Origin of the sequence: Paracoccus aerodenitrificans, assembly GCF_027913215.1 — a bacterium.
Taxonomy (GTDB): domain Bacteria; phylum Pseudomonadota; class Alphaproteobacteria; order Rhodobacterales; family Rhodobacteraceae; genus Paracoccus; species Paracoccus aerodenitrificans.
Genome location: NZ_CP115784.1, coordinates 44,004 through 61,278 on the forward strand (window position 1 = coordinate 44,004; position 17,275 = coordinate 61,278).

Annotated in this window: 19 protein-coding genes and 1 tRNA gene; 8 read left to right on the top strand and 12 right to left on the bottom strand. The window is 59.8% G+C overall.

The window, feature by feature from the left end:
* The first annotated feature begins 180 nt into the window (after positions 1 to 180).
* The 3 genes from PAE61_RS01410 to PAE61_RS01420 all read left to right on the top strand — a co-directional run bounded on the left by PAE61_RS01410 (position 181) and on the right by PAE61_RS01420 (position 3,271).
* Positions 181 to 1,563, top strand: a complete 1,383-nt coding sequence (locus PAE61_RS01410) for a GntP family permease (protein WP_271113661.1) — start codon at positions 181 to 183, stop codon at positions 1,561 to 1,563.
* Positions 1,560 to 2,072, top strand: coding sequence for a gluconokinase (locus tag PAE61_RS01415; RefSeq protein WP_271113662.1), 513 nt, complete (start codon positions 1,560 to 1,562; stop codon positions 2,070 to 2,072). Before PAE61_RS01410 ends, PAE61_RS01415 begins: the two co-directional genes overlap by 4 nt.
* A 119-nt stretch (positions 2,073 to 2,191) precedes the next feature.
* Complete coding sequence (locus tag PAE61_RS01420) at positions 2,192 to 3,271, top strand: endonuclease/exonuclease/phosphatase family protein (protein ID WP_271113663.1); 1,080 nt, start codon at positions 2,192 to 2,194, stop codon at positions 3,269 to 3,271.
* A 193-nt stretch (positions 3,272 to 3,464) separates the two neighbouring features.
* On the opposite strand, the gene glnA is transcribed toward PAE61_RS01420, so the two are convergent.
* The 11 genes from glnA to rpsF all read right to left on the bottom strand — a co-directional run bounded on the left by glnA (position 3,465) and on the right by rpsF (position 11,417).
* On the bottom strand, positions 3,465 to 4,871 hold the full coding sequence (gene glnA / locus PAE61_RS01425) for a type I glutamate--ammonia ligase (RefSeq protein WP_271113664.1): 1,407 nt from the start codon (positions 4,869 to 4,871) through the stop codon (positions 3,465 to 3,467).
* Positions 4,872 to 4,954: 83 nt separating this feature from the next.
* Positions 4,955 to 5,293: a P-II family nitrogen regulator gene (locus tag PAE61_RS01430; RefSeq protein ID WP_271113665.1), complete on the bottom strand. Its 339-nt coding sequence runs from the start codon at positions 5,291 to 5,293 to the stop codon at positions 4,955 to 4,957.
* A gap of 150 nt (positions 5,294 to 5,443) precedes the next feature.
* On the bottom strand, positions 5,444 to 5,845 hold the full coding sequence (locus PAE61_RS01435) for a nuclear transport factor 2 family protein (RefSeq protein WP_271113666.1): 402 nt from the start codon (positions 5,843 to 5,845) through the stop codon (positions 5,444 to 5,446).
* 66 nt (positions 5,846 to 5,911) lie between these two features.
* Positions 5,912 to 7,246, bottom strand: a complete 1,335-nt coding sequence (tig, locus tag PAE61_RS01440) for a trigger factor (protein ID WP_271113667.1) — start codon at positions 7,244 to 7,246, stop codon at positions 5,912 to 5,914.
* A gap of 17 nt (positions 7,247 to 7,263) precedes the next feature.
* Positions 7,264 to 7,348 (bottom strand) — tRNA-Leu (locus PAE61_RS01445).
* Between the two features lie 80 nt (positions 7,349 to 7,428).
* Positions 7,429 to 8,238, bottom strand: coding sequence for an NAD(P)H-hydrate dehydratase (locus PAE61_RS01450; protein ID WP_271113668.1), 810 nt, complete (start codon positions 8,236 to 8,238; stop codon positions 7,429 to 7,431).
* Positions 8,235 to 9,275, bottom strand: a complete 1,041-nt coding sequence (locus tag PAE61_RS01455; protein WP_271113669.1) for a YihY/virulence factor BrkB family protein — start codon at positions 9,273 to 9,275, stop codon at positions 8,235 to 8,237. The genes PAE61_RS01450 and PAE61_RS01455 overlap by 4 nt, the downstream gene beginning before the upstream one ends.
* A gap of 9 nt (positions 9,276 to 9,284) precedes the next feature.
* Positions 9,285 to 9,995, bottom strand: a complete 711-nt coding sequence (locus PAE61_RS01460; protein ID WP_271113670.1) for a hypothetical protein — start codon at positions 9,993 to 9,995, stop codon at positions 9,285 to 9,287.
* Positions 9,996 to 10,181: 186 nt separating this feature from the next.
* Complete coding sequence (rplI, locus tag PAE61_RS01465; protein WP_271113671.1) at positions 10,182 to 10,799, bottom strand: 50S ribosomal protein L9; 618 nt, start codon at positions 10,797 to 10,799, stop codon at positions 10,182 to 10,184.
* A gap of 12 nt (positions 10,800 to 10,811) precedes the next feature.
* Entirely contained in the window at positions 10,812 to 11,039 is a 228-nt protein-coding gene (rpsR, locus tag PAE61_RS01470) for a 30S ribosomal protein S18 (RefSeq protein ID WP_271113672.1), read from the bottom strand.
* Between the two features lie 12 nt (positions 11,040 to 11,051).
* Positions 11,052 to 11,417, bottom strand: a complete 366-nt coding sequence (gene rpsF, locus PAE61_RS01475; protein WP_271113673.1) for a 30S ribosomal protein S6 — start codon at positions 11,415 to 11,417, stop codon at positions 11,052 to 11,054.
* A 221-nt stretch (positions 11,418 to 11,638) separates the two neighbouring features.
* On the opposite strand from rpsF, the gene PAE61_RS01480 reads away from it, so the two are divergent.
* On the top strand, positions 11,639 to 12,292 hold the full coding sequence (locus PAE61_RS01480) for a YceI family protein (RefSeq protein ID WP_271113674.1): 654 nt from the start codon (positions 11,639 to 11,641) through the stop codon (positions 12,290 to 12,292).
* A gap of 77 nt (positions 12,293 to 12,369) precedes the next feature.
* Here PAE61_RS01480 and PAE61_RS01485 read toward each other — a convergent pair whose 3' ends face one another.
* Positions 12,370 to 13,449 carry a cytochrome-c peroxidase gene (locus PAE61_RS01485; RefSeq protein WP_271113675.1) on the bottom strand — a complete coding sequence of 360 codons (1,080 nt, stop codon included), beginning with the start codon at positions 13,447 to 13,449 and terminating at the stop codon, positions 12,370 to 12,372.
* A 130-nt stretch (positions 13,450 to 13,579) separates the two neighbouring features.
* On the opposite strand from PAE61_RS01485, the gene speB reads away from it, so the two are divergent.
* The 4 genes from speB to prmC all read left to right on the top strand — a co-directional run bounded on the left by speB (position 13,580) and on the right by prmC (position 17,140).
* Entirely contained in the window at positions 13,580 to 14,542 is a 963-nt protein-coding gene (gene speB, locus PAE61_RS01490) for an agmatinase (protein WP_271113676.1), read from the top strand.
* Between the two features lie 137 nt (positions 14,543 to 14,679).
* Entirely contained in the window at positions 14,680 to 15,156 is a 477-nt protein-coding gene (locus PAE61_RS01495; protein ID WP_271113677.1) for an EF-hand domain-containing protein, read from the top strand.
* Between the two features lie 75 nt (positions 15,157 to 15,231).
* Positions 15,232 to 16,284: a peptide chain release factor 1 gene (gene prfA / locus PAE61_RS01500; RefSeq protein ID WP_271113678.1), complete on the top strand. Its 1,053-nt coding sequence runs from the start codon at positions 15,232 to 15,234 to the stop codon at positions 16,282 to 16,284.
* Position 16,285: 1 nt separating this feature from the next.
* Positions 16,286 to 17,140: a peptide chain release factor N(5)-glutamine methyltransferase gene (gene prmC / locus PAE61_RS01505; protein WP_271113679.1), complete on the top strand. Its 855-nt coding sequence runs from the start codon at positions 16,286 to 16,288 to the stop codon at positions 17,138 to 17,140.
* Positions 17,141 to 17,275: the final 135 nt, after the last annotated feature.

Sequence of the window (17,275 nt, forward strand, 5' to 3'; positions counted from 1 at the left end):
ACAATGGTGTGATGTTGCGCCGCGCTTATCCCGTCCTCGGCATCCGGCACAGAGCGCAGATTTCGGCGGCGCAATGTTTCGCGGGGCCGTGACATCCCGCGCGGAACAGACGAAACTGCACCATGATCGGCCGGAAACGGCATTGTGGCTGGTTTCAGTTTATTCATTCAGGAGGAACCAATGAACGAGATAGAGCCTGTCTACGGCACCGGGATGCTGTTGACGATCGCGGTCGGAGCCGTGCTTCTGCTGCTTCTGCTTATCATGCGCTTCCGCCTGCATGCCTTTGTGTCCCTTGTTCTGGTCAGCCTGCTGACGGCGCTTGTCGCCGGAGTGCCGTTCAGCGAGGTCGTGCCAACCCTGATGAGCGGTTTCGGCAGCACACTCGCCTCGGTCGCGCTTCTGGTCGGGTTCGGCGCGATGATCGGCAGTATGCTGGAGATTTCGGGCGGGGCGCAGGTCCTGGCGGACCGGCTGATCGCCGTCTTTGGGGAAAAACGTGCGCCCTTTGCGCTTGGCGTGGCGTCGCTGATGTTCGGCTTCCCGATCTTCTTCGATGCCGGGCTTGTCGTGATGCTGCCGATCATCTTCAGCGTCGCCCTGCGCTTCGGCGGCTCGGTCCTGACCTATGCCTTCCCGGCGGCCGGTGCGTTTGCTGTGATGCATGCCTTTGTGCCGCCCCATCCCGGCCCGGTCGCGGCAGGCGACCTGCTGGGGGCGGATCTTGGCCTTCTGCTGGTTGTCGGCCTGATCGTGGCGATCCCGACATGGTATCTGGGCAGCTATCTGTTCGCCCTCTGGGCCGGTAAGCGCTTCACGATCCCGGTTCCCGAATTGCTGGGGGGCGGTGCCTCGGGCCAGAAAGAACCCGTCGGGACTCCGCCGGAATTCAGCCGGGTGATGATGGTGCTTCTGCTGCCGCTGGTACTGATCTTCCTGAATACCGGGCTGAACACGCTGGCCACCGCCGGCACGATCAGCGGCGATGCGCTCTGGGTGCAGGTGCTGAGGATGCTCGGGCAGACCCCGGTCGCGCTGCTGATCACCGTGATCGCCTCGATCTTTCTGGTCGGGCAGGGCCGCGATCCCGATGCGATCCAGCGGATCATGGACCGCTCGCTTGCGCCGATCTGCGCGATCATTCTGGTCACCGGAGCGGGCGGGATGTTCGGCGGCGTCCTTCGTGCCAGCGGCATCGGCGAGGCACTTGCCGACACGCTGGAAGGCATGGGCATGCCGCTGATCGTCGCCGCCTTCGTCATCGCAACCGCGCTGCGCGTCGCGCAAGGTTCGGCCACGGTGGCGCTGATCACCACGGCGGGTCTGCTGGCCCCGACGGTCGAGGCGACGGCGGGTCTGTCCGCGCTGGACCGCTGCTTCCTTGTCATCGCCATCGCCAGCGGCGCCACGGTTCTCAGCCATTTCAACGATTCCGGCTTCTGGCTTGTTGGCCGCTTCCTGAACATGGATGAGAAAACCACCCTGCGCACATGGACAGTGATGGAGACCCTGCTGGGAACGATCGGCTTCCTGATCGTGCTGGTCGGATGGTGGCTGCTATGAGCAGGTCTGTGCAACATATCGTGGTGATGGGTGTCTCGGGCGCGGGCAAATCCACCACCGGAGAGGCCCTCGCCGCAAGGCTCGGCTGGCCCTATATCGAGGGCGACAGTTTCCATCCGAAGGAAAATGTCGAGAAGATGCATTCCGGCATCCCCCTGACCGATGAGGACCGCAAGCCCTGGCTTGAGGCCCTGGCTGCCGAGATCGCCCGCAATGAAACGCGCGGGCAAAGTTCGGTTTTGGGCTGTTCCTCGCTGAAACGCAGCTATCGCGATATCCTGCGCAGCGGTGCTCCGCAGGTGCGGTTCCTGCATGTGCACGGCACCCACCAGATCCTCAGCGACCGTCTCTCACATCGCGAGGGCCATTTCTTCCCACCGGAACTGCTGAACTCCCAGCTTGAGACGCTTGAGATGCTGGGACAGGATGAGGACGGTTATGTCATCGACATGGCGCTGTCGGTCGAAGCGCAGGTCGATGAGGCGATCCGGGTGATGAATCTGCCGTGAGGGCTGTGAGACTTGTCATGTCGTAGCGGCATTGGATCGATGCAACATAATCTGGTCTGAGCATCGGGCATGCTGTGCTATGCTCGCACCTAAAGTCTCTCGGAGACGGGTATCGTATAATGCCTCAGACCAAGATTGCGACGTTCAACATTGAGTGGATGTATTCCATCTTCGGAGGTGAGTGGACGACACGGGACGGCACGATCCCCGACTCTTTTCCGGGCAAGCGGCTTGGAACAATCGAGCTTGAGCCGATTGAAGATGTTCGTGCTCTTTGTGAACGCATAGCCGGAGTCATCAAAGAGATCGACGCGAAGATTATCGCGGTTCAGGAAGGCCCGCCCCGCAAGGACCAGATGGAGCTTTTCGTGGCTCAGTTTCTCGGTGGCGAATATGAGGTCCATACATCCAACTCACGCTCGCAGACCCTGCACTTTCTTGTGCATGAAAGCATCGCTGAACATGTCACATCCTTCGATGCCAAGGGGCCGGAAACCAGGCTTCTGCGAAGTGCGATTTATTTTTACCCTTGGGGGATGATCCGCGAGGCAGAGCGGAAGTCGCATAGATTTCATCGCACGCCACTTGTGCTTACCTTCGCCCCCGCGGATGGAAAGAAATTGCGGATCATCAATGCCCATACGAAATCAAAATTTTCAAAGCTGAAGAGACCGGAACAGTGGCTTCTGAGGGATGAGGAGGCGATCGTCGATGCGCTTCTCGCAAGGCAAAAACTCTCTGCGGAGATCATGCGCCTTCGGGACTTTGCCGTGAATGATCTTGTGGCGCTATCGGATGCGCCGGACGCAACGATCATACTCGGTGATTTCAACGATGGTGCCTATGCCGAGCTGATGGAGCGGGAATTTCTCATCCATAATATCGTAGATGAACTTGTCGGCTCTTTTCTTGAGCCGAATACCTATTTTGAGCACGCAATGACTCCCAGCGTGATTGCCGAAGCAAGCACGGTGACATTCCCGGACCCTCTGGAAGGCGGAAGGTTGGTGGATGAGCTGATTGATCATGTCGTCGTTTCGCCCTCGATCTGGCAGGCGAAGAAACCCTTCAAGCTGGAGGCAGGATCATGCAAGGTCGAAACACGGGTCTATGAACGCTTTGACGATACGGGCCGGATTCGTAAACGCGGTGATCGTCCCAGTGATCACAGGCCGGTTTCCTTTGTGATCGAATACTGACGACAGCCAGGCGGATGCGTCGTAGCGTTTCGGAATCTGAGGGAGGCCGGTCTAAAGGGCCGGTTTCTCAATGCCTGTCAGTCAGTGCATATGCTGTGTACGCGTTGATGACAGGCCGTGCATAGGATGTTCTGCATAAAAAACAGGCAGCCATGAGGACTGCCTGTGGCTCGTTCTGTGGATAACTCTGCGGTCAGCAGGAGTAATACATCTGGTACTCGACCGGATGCGGGGTGTGTTCGTAGGCGTAGACCTCTTCCCATTTCAGCGCCATGTAGCCCTCAAGCTGGTCGCGGGTGAAGACGTCGCCCTGAAGCAGGAAGTCCATGTCTTTCTCAAGCTCTTCAAGGGCTTCGCGCAGAGAACCGCAGACGGTCGGGATCTCTGCCAGCTCTTCCGGGGGCAGGTCGTACAGATCCTTGTCGGATGCCGGGCCGGGGTCGATCTTGTTCTTGATCCCGTCGAGACCGGCCATCAGCAGCGCGGCAAAGCACAGATACGGGTTCGCCGACGGGTCGGGGAAGCGGGCCTCGACACGTTTGGCTTTCGGGCTTTCGGTCCACGGGATCCGCACGCAGCCAGAGCGGTTGCGCGCCGAATAGGCCCGCAGCACCGGTGCCTCAAAGCCCGGAATCAGCCGCTTATAGCTGTTGGTTGACGGGTTGGTCAGCGCGTTCAAAGCCTTGGCATGTTTCAGGATGCCGCCAATGAACCACAGCGCTTCCTGGCTGAGATCAGCATATTTGTCGCCTGCAAAGATCGGCTTGCCGTCCTTCCAGATCGACATGTTGACGTGCATGCCAGAGCCGTTATCGCCCTTCATCGGCTTGGGCATGAAGGTCGCGGATTTGCCATAGGCATGTGCGACGTTGTGGATCACGTATTTGTATTTCTGCAGATTGTCAGCCTGCGCCGACAGCGTGCCGAAGACCAGCCCCAGCTCGTGCTGGGCGCTTGCCACCTCATGGTGGTGCTTGTCGACGGTCATGCCGATACGCTTCATGGTCGACAGCATCTCGCCGCGGATGTCCTGACCGGCGTCGATCGGGTTGACCGGGAAATAGCCGCCCTTGTGACCGGCGCGGTGGGCCTGGTTGCCCATTTCATATTCGGCGTCGGTGTTCCATGCGGCGTCTGCGGCGTCGATCTCATACGCCACTTTCTGCGGCGTGACCGAATAGCGGACGTCGTCGAACAGGAAGAATTCGGCCTCCGGGCCCCAATAGGACACATCGCCGATCCCGGTAGACCGTAGATAGGCTTCGGCCTTGACGGCGGTGCCGCGCGGGTCGCGGGCATAGGGTTCGCCGGTGTCGGGTTCGACCACGTTGCAATGCACGCACAGCGTTTTTTCGGCATAGAACGGGTCGATATAGACCGAGGACGGGTCGGGCATCAGCTTCATGTCGGACTGGTCGATCGACTTCCAGCCGGCGATGGACGAGCCGTCGAACATGAAACCTTCCTCGAAGAAGTCTTCGTCGACCTCATCGTTGATCAGCGTGACATGCTGGAGCTTGCCCTTGGGGTCGGTGAAGCGGACATCGACATATTCGACCTCTTCATCCTTCATCAACTTGATGACGTCTTCGACTTTCATAACAGCCCTTTCTTCTCATGTAGGAACCGGCCTTGGCCGGTTCCGGGCATTAACGGGATTGGAGTGCTTAGGTGATTGACGGATCAGACCGCGTCGTCGCCGGTCTCGCCGGTGCGGATGCGGATCGCCTGATCGACGGGGGACACGAAAATCTTGCCGTCGCCGATCTTTTCGGTCCGCGCAGCCGATATGATCGCCTCGACAGCCGAGTCGATCTGGTCGTCGGGCAGGATCATCTCGATCTTGATCTTGGGCAGGAAATCCACGACATATTCCGCCCCGCGATACAGCTCTGTATGGCCTTTCTGACGGCCGAAACCCTTGACTTCAGTGACTGTCAGACCCTGAACGCCAACCTCCTGAAGGGCTTCCTTCACGTCGTCCAGCTTGAAGGGCTTGATGATCGCTTCGATCTTCTTCATTCCGGTGATCCTTCCTGCGCTTGTCTGCGACCTGCTTGCCGGGTTTGCCGCGTGTCGTCCACGGATGGCGCATAAAATCCGGGCGTTTGATCGCGAAAGAGTCGGATTTTTGCTTATTTTAAGATCATTCTGAATAAAAAACAGGCAAAACTACCATCGTGCAAGGTCATTATCCACGCGCAACATCCCGCTTCGCCAGTCCGGGATAGGATAGGGATCGGGCCAAAATTCCGTCTGACGCAGGATGAAATCGCCCTCCAACTCATGAAAGGTCAGGACGCGGGCGGTGATGTTCAGGGGCGCATTGGTCACGCGAATATCCGTGGCGATGCGGTCATTCTGCCCGACCAGAGAGATCTCCTCGAAGCGCCAGTCGCCCTGACCGGGGAAACCTGCATTGACGGCTGCGAATGCGTCGCGGCCTTCGATGACCTCACCGGTCAGGGGCCAGAGCGCAATGAAACCGGGCGACAGAAACCTGTCTGCGACGGCCTGATAATCATTGCCATCCATCGCAGCCCAGAAACTGCGGACGATCTGATCATGCGTCATCCACCTACCCCAAATAAAAAGCCGCGTCCCGAAGGTCGCGGCTTTCCTGTTCTCTGGCAAGGCTGCTTACAGCTCGTCGAGGCTCTCGACGGCTTTTTCCAGCTCTTCCTTGCTGATTTCCTTTTCGGTCACATTGGCCTGTTCCGCGATGTGATCGACAACCTTGTCTTCGAAGATCGGCGCACGCAGTTGCTGCTGAGCCTGAGCATTCTGCTGGATGAATTCGAAGAACTGACGTTCCTGACCCGGGAACTGACGGGCCTGATTCATGACAGCCTGAGTGAATTCCTGATCCGAGACCTGAACTTCGGCTTTCTGGCCGATTTCAGCAAGCAGCAAGCCAAGGCGCACGCGGCGCTCGGCCAGTTTCTTGTGTTCTTCGGTCGGCTCGATCTCACCGTGGTCATGGCCGTGATCGTCCGGATGCTCTTCATGGTAAAGCTGATGCGCGATCTGACCGGCTTCCGCCTCGACCAGAACTTCGGGCAGGTCGAATTTGACCTGATCGTCAAGCTGATCCAGAAGCGAGCGCTTCATGACTGTGCGGCTGGCACCCTTGTATTCGTCTTCCAGACGGCTGGCGATCTGTTCTTTCAGCTTGTCCAGCGATTCGGCACCGAAACGCTTGGCCAGTTCATCGTCGATCTTGGCATCGACAGGCTTTTTCACCGCTTTGACGGTGGTGGCGAAAACCGCGTCCTTACCGGCCAGATGGGCGGCACCGTATTCGTCGGGGAATTTGACATTCACCTGAATTTCGTCACCGGCCTTCGCACCGATCAGCTGATCCTCGAAACCGGGGATGAAGCTGTTCGAGCCGAGGACCAGAGGATAATCCTCGGCTGCGCCGCCTTCGAATTCCTCACCATCGACCGAGCCCTTGAAGTCGATCACGATCTGATCGTCCTTTTCGGCCTTGGCCCCTTTTTTCTTGTCCTCATAGGCCGTCGCGTTCTTCGCCAGCCCTTCCAGAGCTTCGTTGACCGCGGATTCCTCGGCCTTCACGACCAGACGTTCAAGCGAGACCTTGGACAGATCGACCTCGGGGATGGCGGGCAGGATTTCATAAGAGACGTTGACAACGACGTCATCGCCCTCTTTCCATTCCTCGCCATTCTGCATCTCGATCTTCGGCTGAACAGCGGGGCGGTCGCCGGATTTTTCCAGATGCTCGCGCAATGCGCCGTCAATCGAGTCCTGCATGGCTTCGCCCATCACGCGGGGGCCGAACTGCTTTTTCAGCATCGCCATCGGGACCTTGCCCTTGCGGAAGCCCTTCATCTCGACTTCCGGCTGAGCCTCTTTCAGCTTTGCGTCCACCTGAGCGGCCAGATCGGCGGCCGGGAGGGTCATCTGGTAGCCGCGCTTGAGGCCTTCGTTCTGGGTCTCTGTGACCTGCATGTTTCATCCTTCAGTCATGGTGCGGGTGGAGGGACTTGAACCCCCACGCCTTGCGGCGCCAGAACCTAAATCTGGTGCGTCTACCAATTTCGCCACACCCGCAATGTCAAGCAGCGGGCACTGGGCCCGCCACGAAATCCGCGCCGTTCTATCAAAGCCGGCAGCGGGGTGCGAGCGGAAAATCAGGCCAGATCGCGGAGGATTGCCGGTATTTCGCCGGGCAGGTCATCGGCGATCAGTCCCGGCCCGAATCGCCGTGCGCATTCGGCATGGATATGTGCTGCGGCACTGGCGGCATCAAGGGGCGGGAAGCCACGCGCCAGAAGCCCGCCGATAAGGCCGGAAAGCACATCTCCGGAACCGGCTGTTGCCAGCCAGGGCACGTCATGGGCCGTGTTGAAGCGGATCTTCCCATCGGGTGCGGCGATCACGGTATCAGGGCCTTTCAGCAAAATCACGGCACCGGACTGGCGGGCCGCCTGAGCCGCCAGTTGACCGCGATGATTGCGGTCGTCGGTCAGGCTGTTCGCAAGCTCGGGAAAGAGGCGTCTGAACTCTCCCTCATGCGGCGTCAGAACGATATCGGGCCGCAGCCTTGCCGGAACGCGGCCCAATGCCGTCAGCGCGTCGGCATCCAGCAGCGTCGGAAGCCCGGCGGCGATGATGGCTGGCAACATGCCTATGGCAGGCTCAACCCCATAGCCGGGGCCCATCACGATTGCAGAGATTTTCCGTGCTTTCAGAAGCCCGGCCAACTGGTCGGGCGTGTCGATGCTGTGGCGCATCAACGCGTCCGGCGGGCCGCAATGCTCGGCCATTGCTGCGGCCGGAGGGGCAAGCGTGACCAGCCCGGCACCGATTCGTAGCGCGGCCTTCGCGGCAAGCCGGGCCGCGCCGCCTTGTCCGGGGCCTCCTGCCATGACAAGCGCATGACCGTGATCGTATTTATGCCCGCCATGTTTCAGCAGATCTATGCCGGGCGGCAGGCTCATGAAGGTCGGGTCTCACCGTTCAGGGCGCGCAGATGCCGTTCGGCAACTGCGTTGATCTCTGCCCCGACGAGCACCACGATTGCCGAGATCCACAGCCACATCATCAGCACGATCACCGCCCCCAACGTGCCGTAGGTCTGGTTGTAATTGGCGAAATTCGACGCATAGAAGGAAAACAGCGCCGAGGCGGCCACCAGCCCGACCGAGGCGAATAATGCGCCCGGAGAGAACCAGTTGAAATTAGCGTCATTCCGGCTTGGACCCCAACGATAAAGCGCCGAGATCGCCAGGAACAGAACGGCGAACATGATCGGCCAGCGGATCATCGAAACCATGTCCTTGGTCGCATCCGGCAAAGGCAGCCAGTTCAGCACGGCGGGCAGGACAGCAATCGTTCCGACCAGTGCCATGACCAGCACGATCGCGCCAAGCGTCATGGTCAGCGAGACGAGGTTGAGCTTGAAGAACCCCCTGCTTTCCCGCTGGAACCACGCCACGTTGAGCGCGTCCATCAGCGCCTTCATGCCTCCATTCGCCGACCAGAGGGTCAGGAAAAGGCCGATGATACCGGCAAAGGACAGTGCCGTACCGGGAGAGTTGATGATCGCCTCAACCTGCCCGTTGATAATCTCGAAGGCTGCGGGCGGGATGACCGAGCTTAGGTTATCCATCTGCTCGGCAATGACCTCGGGATCGGCCACCAGCCCGAAAATCGAGACAAGCGCGGTGATTGCCGGGAAAAGCGCGAGCAGGCCGAAAAACGTCACTCCGCCAGCGACCGAGGTCACGCGATCCTCGCCGATTTCCGTGACCACGCCCTTCAGGACGCCCCACCATTCTTTCGGTCTCAATCCCCAGGGCGAGTCTGGAGCATCGCTTCGCGGTGCGGGCAGATCTGCGTCGGGGTCGCCCTCGCGAACACGCTTGGCGGCCGGAGGGGCGGGCGGTTTCTCGTCCAGATCGAAACGACGCCGGACCTCATCGGGCAAGGGTCCGAACAGCGCGTCGCCGATGCTGCGCTCAGGTGCTCTGGCCATCTGGATCGGTCACAGATTGCGCGTGCGGTTATCGGCGGCGTCGCGATCCGCGTCGCCCCTGGCCTCTGTGGCGGCAGGGGTTGGCTCGTGCTTGTCGGTGCTGCGCGAGCCAAGAAAATCGCTCAGACGATCGGCTGCGTTGACGAAATCCCGGACGATCCCGTCCGCTTTGCCCGAGACCTGATGAAACCCGTCGACGGCAGCATTCGCCGCCGCCAGCAAGCCGGTGATATTTCGCGTTATCTCTCCGGCGCTGTCGCCAAACGATGACAGGAAGCCTGACCCGGAATTTCTGGATGAGGGGCGGCGTTTGCGCGGCTTGTCGCTGGCGGCCTTTTTGCGCAGATCTGCCGCACGGTCTTCATAATCCGCGAAATCGGCGCGGGCGCGGTTGCGCATCGCCTGACGTTCCTCAAGGCTGAGGCGCTCGAAACGGGGCGCATGGCGTGGGCGGGGCCTGCGTGACGACGCGCGACGCGACGGGCGTTCGTGGTCGTCGTCTGACACCGCATCAGCGATGGCGCGGGCGGCATAGACGCCAAGCGCGGTGGTTGCCGCAGCAGCGACTGCCGCCCCGCCCCATATGGCCCATTTCGGGGTTTTCCGATCCGGTGCCGGCAATTGCCGGGACGGCGGAACAGGTTCACGCGAAATATGACCCTCCGGCACGGGCCGGGGGCCGTGAGGGGTATCTGAGGTCACATCAGCAAAGCGCGACATTATCCGTTCCTTTCAAAGTCTGTTCACATCAGAACGAGGATCGGGCGGTTTTCGTTCCGGCCTATACCGGCTGACAAATCGCAATTCACGGGTGGAAGCCACGGACTCGGCGATATGCAACGCGCAAAACGGAAAAAGCCGCGCCAGAGACGGCGCGGCTTCTGTATCGGGCTTGAAGCGGACTGCTTACTCGCCGGAACCAGCGGTGGTTTCCGGGGCCTCGGTCGCAAGGTCTTCGTCCTCGCGCGAGGCAGAGCCGATATCGTCGAACAACTCGGCGATCTCGAATTCCGCAGCAGCGTCTTCTTCGGCGGCGAGGTCCTGAATCGACTTGCCCGAAGCCTGCAATTCGGCCTCTTCGTTCGAGCGGGCGATGTTCAGGGTGATCTCGGCCTCGACCTCGGGGTGCAGCACGACATGGACATTGTGCAGACCCAGCTCCTTGATCGGAGCGCCCAGAACGACCTGTTTGCGATCGACCGTGTGACCGGCCCCATTCGCGGCATCAGAGACATCGCGCGGGCTGACCGAACCATACAGCGCACCGGCATCGGATGCCGAGCGGATGATGATGAAGGTCTCGCCGTTCAGCTTGTCGGCGATTTTCTGCGCTTCGGCCTTCGACTCGTCGTTCTTCGCGACAAGGGCGGCCTTCTGGGCTTCGAACGCCGCGATATTGGCGTCGGACGCACGAAGCGCCTTGCCCTGCGGCAACAGGAAATTGCGGGCATAACCTTCCTTGACGCGGACGACATCGCCCATTGCGCCAAGCTTGGCCACGCGTTCCAGCAGGATGACTTGCATCGGTCTTCCTCCTTATTTCACGGCGTAGGGCAGCAGCGCCAGGAAGCGCGCGCGCTTGATGGCCTGTGCCAGCTTACGCTGGTTCTTGGCCGAAACGGCGGTGATGCGCGACGGCACGATCTTGCCGCGCTCGCTGATATAGCGCTGCAGCAGGCGGGTGTCTTTATAGTCGATCTTGGGGGCGTTTTCGCCACCGAACGGATCGACCTTACGACGACGGAAAAACGGTTTATTCGCCATATCTCGATCTCCTTAATTGTCGCGGTCGCGACGCTCGCGGCGTTCGCCACGCTCTTCGCGCTTCTGCATCTGGACGGACGGACCTTCCTCATGCGCGTCGACCTTGATCGACATGACGCGCATTACGTCGTCATGCAGACGGGCCAGACGCTCCATTTCCTGCACGGCGGCCGAGGGCGCGTCGGTGCGCAGGAAGGCATAATGGCCCTTGCGGTTCTTGTTGATCTTATAGGCGAGGGTGCGGACACCCCAGTATTCGCTGTCGACCACCTTGCCGCCATTATCGGCCAGCACGGTGGAAAAATGTTCGACCAGCCCTTCGGCCTGCGTGTTCGACAGGTCCTGGCGGGCGATCAGCACATGCTCATAAAGCGGCATGTCAGACCTTTCAGTTTCAGGCGGGCTTCAACGGCGGGAAAACCCCTTCCACGCCCCGCCACGAGAGGCTGCGCCGGTTTCGCAATTGCGGAAGGATGCGGCTTTATAGCGGCGAATCCCTGCGATGCAAGCCGATTCGCGTCAAAGCGTCACATCGCCGTCAGGTCAGGAACCCTGATGCGGGCTCTGCGTTGCCGACACAGCATCAAAAGGAGTTATACATGACCGTTCATTTCAGCACATCCATATTCGGTTCCGTCATCGCCGCAGCCCTCGCATTTGGCGTCCCCGCCATCGCGCAAGAGGCCGGTGCTCCTGTCATGTCGAAACCCGGCGATGACAGGAATATTCCCGATGCAGGCACCTATGTCTTCGATCCGGGTCACAGTCAGATCATGTTCAGCTATGATCACATGGGCTTCTCCGTCTCGCGCGGTTTCGTGAATGGAGTCGAAGGCACGATCACGCTCGATCCCGAGGATCTTGCTTCCTCCACCGTCGAGGCCTCTTTCCCGCTCTCGTCGCTGCGCACGGTTGCCGCGGATCTGGATGAGCATCTGATGGGCGAGGATTTCTTCAATGTGACGGGCGAGCCTCCGCTGGTGACCTTCACCTCGACCAGCGTTGAGCTTGAGGACGATAATGAGGAAGCACGGGTCACGGGTGATCTGACGCTGAACGGTGTGACGAAGCCGGTGACGCTGAATGTGGAATTCAACGGTGCGGGTCTTGATCCGATGACGCAGGCTCCGACGGTGGGTTTCAGCATCGAAGGTGAGATCAGGCGCTCGGAGTTCAATCTCGGCGCGTTCGTCCCGGCGGTGGATGATGAGGTCGAGTTGCAAATCTCTGTCGAGGCCAAGAAAGAGGGTTGAGTTTTTTTATTCCTGCATTCTCGTTCAAAGGCCGCCGATAGGGCGGCCTTTTCATGACCGGTGCACTGTGTCCAAAGTTACTGTATCATCGATATCGGCTCTGGCGTGGTTTCGCTGCGAGGTGGCAGGATCGGGTGTTCGATCAGGGGCTGGTCGCCTGTCAGTGCGCCAAGAAAGGCAACAATGTCATCGGCCTGTTGGTCCGTCAGCTCTGTGCCGATCTGCGCCGACGACATGATCTGAACGGCTTCGGCAAGGTCCCAGACCGCACCGGAATGGAAATAGGGCGCCGTCAGGGAAATATTGCGCAGCGGTGCAGCGCGGAACACATATTCATCGTCCGCCGTTTCGGTGACTGCGAAACGTCCCTTGTCGGCTTCCGGCATTATCGAGCCGCCGGGACGCTCGATTACGCCGAAAGGATGATAGCTGTCGCCACCAAAATTCATCCCGTAATGGCAGCCAACACAGCCTGTATCTATAAAGGCACGCAGGCCGGAAAGCTGCTGTTCGGTCATCACATCGTCCTCGCCTCCGAGGAAGCGGTCAAAGGCGGAATTTGGTGTAATGAGTGTTGCTTCGAATTGTTCGATAGCCGTGGCGAAATTCTCGAAGCTGAGGGCTTCGTCGCTTTCCGGAAAGGCAGCGGCGAATTCCTCTACATAGGCTGGCATGGAGCTCAGAGTTTCCAGCAGGCGCTCTGGAGTATTGTTCATTTCGACCGAGGCTTGCAGAGGTCCCATCGCCTGTTCCGCAAGATCTGCCGCCCGACCGTCCCAGAACTGGGCGATGTTGAACACAGCGTTCAGCATTGTCGGTGCGTTGCGTGGTCCTTGCTGCCAGCCATGTCCGATCGAGGTTGGCAACTGATCGACACCGCCCAACCCGACATTGTGGCAGGTCTGGCAAGAGATCAGTTGCGATGCCGACATACGCGGATCGAAGAATAGTTTCTTGCCAAGTTCGATCTTTGCCGACTCCAGCGCTTCTGCTTCACTCCCGTCTGGAGCAGTGATTGGCTGTGGGGTTTCCGGTATGGGCTCGAATAGCGATGCGGCCTCTTCACGAAGTTCTCCCGGGTCCAGGATTTGCGTCTCCTGAGCGTGAACGGGAAATGCGATAGTGCCGAACATCAGTAATAATGTGGGAAGACGCATGGATATGGCTCCTTGGTTTCAACCTGGGGCGCACGTTTCCTGATTATTATGTTATCGGGTACTGTCTATTTTCGCTTTGAGGCATATCAATAAGCGGGCGAAAAAGCTGGTTTTGTTCGGAGGATTTGGAATGGCTCTGGAAGACGCAAAGACGCAGATAGATCAGTCCTTTACCCGACAGGATCCGCGCGGACCCAGCTTTGAAAACGCGTTCGGCGGTGCGACGTCCTTTCTGCGGCGGCGCTATAGCAAGGATATGGCGGGGTTCGATCTTGCGGTGACGGGTATTCCCTTCGATCAGGCGGTCACGAACCGGCCCGGCACCCGTTTCGGGCCACGCGCTATCCGCGAGGCATCGACCCTGCAACCCTATGACCCGCCCTATGGCTGGGGCTATGACCCTCTGTCAGAGCTTGCCATCGCTGATGCCGGCGATATGGCTTTCGATTATGCCAATACGCGTGAGGTTCCGGCGCGGATCAGTGAGCATATTGGCGGGCTTCTGGATCAGGGCGTCGGTACGGTGACGCTTGGCGGAGATCATTTCATTACCCTGCCGATTCTGCGTGCCTATGCAAAGCGGCATGGCCCCGTTGCTTTGATCCAGTTCGATGCGCACAGCGATAGCTGGGTGGATGACGATCCCGACCGGATCGATCACGGCACGTTTCTTTACAAGGCGATCCGCGAAGGGGTCGTGGACCCCACTGCCAGCGTCAGTATCGGGATCAGGACCGAGAATCCGGATACGCTCGGCGTGACGATCCTTGATGCCCCGGGCGTTCATCGCGATGGGATCGACGCAACCCTTGCCCGTATCCGGGAGGTGGTATCGGACCGTCCGGTCTATCTCACCTTCGATATCGACGCGCTCGACCCGGCTTTCGCCCCCGGAACCGGAACTCCGGTCTGGGGCGGGCTGGCGTCATGGCAGGCAGCGGCGCTGTTGCGGGGGCTTGCGGGGGTGAAGCTGTTGGGCGGAGACGTTGTCGAGATCTCCCCTCCCTATGATACGACCGGCGCAACGGCCATCGCCGGGGCGCATGTCGCGACCGAACTGATCTGCCTTTATGGCTGGACCCGCCGCCGATAAGCAGAAAGCATAATCCTCTGGACGGGCCGGGCTTCGGCATCCTGCCTCGCAAGCCCCATTTCCGGTTTGTTCTTGTCAGAAAACACGCCTAGGCTGATCCCATATGTCGGAATGGCACATGAAGGATTGGATATAAGATGAATAAGGTTTTTTGCATTCTCTGCGCATTCGCTCTGGCACCTTCCGTTCAGGCACAGCAACTCGATCCCGGCAATATCGCTCAGTCTCAGTTCGCGCAGGTGGATGCGGACAGCAATGGCCGTCTGGACATGGCCGAGCAGGAACGCTTCGACAGCGACATGATGATCTCGATGGATCTCGATGAAAGCGGCGCTGCCGATATGGATGAGTTTCTGGCATGGGGTTTCGGCTTCAGCGCCGTCGCGGAGGAGCGCGGGCGTGAGGCAAATTATCAAACTGCCAGCCGCATCATCTTCTCGATCATGGATTACGATGACAGCGGTGAGGTTACACTGGAAGAAATGAACGGTTTTCAGGCCGCGGCCTTCGCCTATTCGGATCAGGATGACGACGGCGAACTAACGCCGGAGGAATTCCACAGCCATCATTTCATGAACATTGCGGCGCAGGAAGCGCTGATGCCCATTCAGTGATTTCTGCCTTCGTGAAGGCGGGGCGGCGTGATCGCATAGCTTGACGGCGGCGCATGCGCGGGCCACATCAGCGCAATGCTGCCTCATGACCGCCTGCACCAGATCGTCCAGCGTTTCGAGTTTCTCGAAGCGAAGCTGAATTCCGGCCCTGCCGCCGATGAGATCGCCGCGATCAGCCGCGAATATGCCGAACTCAAACCCGTTGTGGCTCAGGTTGAGCGATGGCGGGCGGCCTCGGAGGGGCTGGAGGAGGCGCAGCAGATGCTGGCCGATCCGGATATGCGCGAGCTGGCTGAGGAAGAGGTGGCGCGTCTCAAGGCCGAATTGCCCGAGCTTGAACAGGCGTTGCGCATTGCCCTGCTGCCGAAGGATGCAGCCGACGCGCGGCCCGCGATCATGGAAATCCGGCCGGGAACCGGCGGCGAGGAAGCTGCGCTTTTCGCGGGCGATCTGCTTGCCATGTACCGGCGCTATGCCGAGGCGCAGGGCTGGAGTTTTCAGCTTCTCGATATGAGCGAAACCGAAATCGGCGGCGTGAAAGAGGCGACGGCACGCATCGAAGGCGAGGGCGTATTTGCGCGGCTGAAATATGAATCCGGTGTCCACCGCGTGCAGCGCGTCCCCGAGACCGAATCGGGTGGCCGTATCCACACCTCCGCCGCGACAGTCGCCGTGCTGCCCGAGGCCGAGGAGGTCGATATCGACATTCCCACGGCCGATATCCGCATCGACACGATGCGTGCGTCCGGCGCGGGGGGGCAGCATGTCAACACGACCGATTCCGCTGTCCGCATCACCCATCTGCCGACCGGGATCGTGGTGACCTCATCGGAAAAATCGCAGCACCAGAACCGGGCCAATGCGATGGCGGTTCTTCGTGCCCGGCTGTACGATATGGAGCGTGAGCGTGCCGCTTCGGAACGTGCTGCCGACCGGAAATCCCAGGTGGGAAGCGGGGATCGTTCCGAGCGGATACGAACCTATAATTTCCCTCAGGGCCGGATGACGGATCATCGCATCAATCTGACGCTTTACGCGCTCGATAAGGTCATGCAGGGCGATCTGGCCGAGATTATCGACGCACTGACCGCGCATGATCAGGCGGAAAAACTGGCCGCGCAGGAATAACATGCTGACGGGCAGGGAACTCCGCCGCGAGGCGCAGCGCCGTTTCGAGGCCGCGTCCATTCCGGATGCGGCGACGGATGCCGCGCGGCTGTTCGGGCATGCGCTGAGCATCGCTCTTGGAAAGCCGGTGCAGCATCACCATATTGCCCTGTACCTGAACGAAACCGCCTCGGCGGAACTGGTTTCGGCGATGGCGCCTCTGGTTGAGGCGCGTCTGGCCCGGCGTCCGGTCAGTCAGATCATCGGGCGGCGAGCCTTCTGGAAACATGATTTCCGCGTCACCAGCGATACGCTCGACCCAAGGCCAGAGACCGAAACGCTGATCGAAGCGGCGCTGCGGCTGCCCTGGGAAACCCTGCTGGATCTGGGAACCGGGACCGGCGCGATCCTGATTTCGCTGCTCGATGAACGACGCGGTGCTTCGGGGAGGGGCTGTGACATATCCGACGCCGCCCTTGCCGTTGCGCGAGAAAATGCCGCGCGAATCGGGGTGGAGGCGGCGCTTATGGTCTCTGACTGGTTCAGTGAGGTACGGGGCCGTTTCGATCTGATCGTCTCGAACCCGCCCTATATCGCGGTGTCCGAGATGCAGGATCTTGCTCCTGAGCTTCGGGAATGGGAGCCGCGCATGGCGCTGACCGATGAGGGCGACGGATTGTCCGCCTATCGCAGGATTGCCGCCGATGCGCCCCGCTTTCTCAATCCCGGCGGGCATGTACTGGTCGAAATCGGGTCCGGTCAGGGCGAGGCGGTGCAGAAAATATTTTCTGAAGCCGGTGCCGAAACGAAGATAATCAGCGATCTCGATGGGCGGGATCGCGTCGTTTTGGCAAAATTTCGTGACATGAAAGGTTAATTCGTACCGAAAACCACAAATAATCACCGTCAGTTGCCGAAATCTGTGATTTTTCTGTTGTAATAAGGCGGGGGCGTGGTTATTCGGGTTATATGTTGGTGGACAAGGTTCGCCGCACAGATCAGCCACGACATT

Coding starts and splice junctions, on each gene's coding strand:
- PAE61_RS01410 (WP_271113661.1), top strand. CDS start 181: ATGAACGAGATAGAGCCTGTCTACGGCACCGGGATGCTGTTGACGATC.
- PAE61_RS01415 (WP_271113662.1), top strand. CDS start 1,560: ATGAGCAGGTCTGTGCAACATATCGTGGTGATGGGTGTCTCGGGCGCG.
- PAE61_RS01420 (WP_271113663.1), top strand. CDS start 2,192: ATGCCTCAGACCAAGATTGCGACGTTCAACATTGAGTGGATGTATTCC.
- glnA (WP_271113664.1), bottom strand. CDS start 4,871: ATGAAAGTCGAAGACGTCATCAAGTTGATGAAGGATGAAGAGGTCGAA.
- PAE61_RS01430 (WP_271113665.1), bottom strand. CDS start 5,293: ATGAAGAAGATCGAAGCGATCATCAAGCCCTTCAAGCTGGACGACGTG.
- PAE61_RS01435 (WP_271113666.1), bottom strand. CDS start 5,845: ATGACGCATGATCAGATCGTCCGCAGTTTCTGGGCTGCGATGGATGGC.
- tig (WP_271113667.1), bottom strand. CDS start 7,246: ATGCAGGTCACAGAGACCCAGAACGAAGGCCTCAAGCGCGGCTACCAG.
- PAE61_RS01450 (WP_271113668.1), bottom strand. CDS start 8,238: ATGAGCCTGCCGCCCGGCATAGATCTGCTGAAACATGGCGGGCATAAA.
- PAE61_RS01455 (WP_271113669.1), bottom strand. CDS start 9,275: ATGGCCAGAGCACCTGAGCGCAGCATCGGCGACGCGCTGTTCGGACCC.
- PAE61_RS01460 (WP_271113670.1), bottom strand. CDS start 9,995: ATGTCGCGCTTTGCTGATGTGACCTCAGATACCCCTCACGGCCCCCGG.
- rplI (WP_271113671.1), bottom strand. CDS start 10,799: ATGCAAGTCATCCTGCTGGAACGCGTGGCCAAGCTTGGCGCAATGGGC.
- rpsR (WP_271113672.1), bottom strand. CDS start 11,039: ATGGCGAATAAACCGTTTTTCCGTCGTCGTAAGGTCGATCCGTTCGGT.
- rpsF (WP_271113673.1), bottom strand. CDS start 11,417: ATGCCGCTTTATGAGCATGTGCTGATCGCCCGCCAGGACCTGTCGAAC.
- PAE61_RS01480 (WP_271113674.1), top strand. CDS start 11,639: ATGACCGTTCATTTCAGCACATCCATATTCGGTTCCGTCATCGCCGCA.
- PAE61_RS01485 (WP_271113675.1), bottom strand. CDS start 13,449: ATGCGTCTTCCCACATTATTACTGATGTTCGGCACTATCGCATTTCCC.
- speB (WP_271113676.1), top strand. CDS start 13,580: ATGGCTCTGGAAGACGCAAAGACGCAGATAGATCAGTCCTTTACCCGA.
- PAE61_RS01495 (WP_271113677.1), top strand. CDS start 14,680: ATGAATAAGGTTTTTTGCATTCTCTGCGCATTCGCTCTGGCACCTTCC.
- prfA (WP_271113678.1), top strand. CDS start 15,232: ATGCTGCCTCATGACCGCCTGCACCAGATCGTCCAGCGTTTCGAGTTT.
- prmC (WP_271113679.1), top strand. CDS start 16,286: ATGCTGACGGGCAGGGAACTCCGCCGCGAGGCGCAGCGCCGTTTCGAG.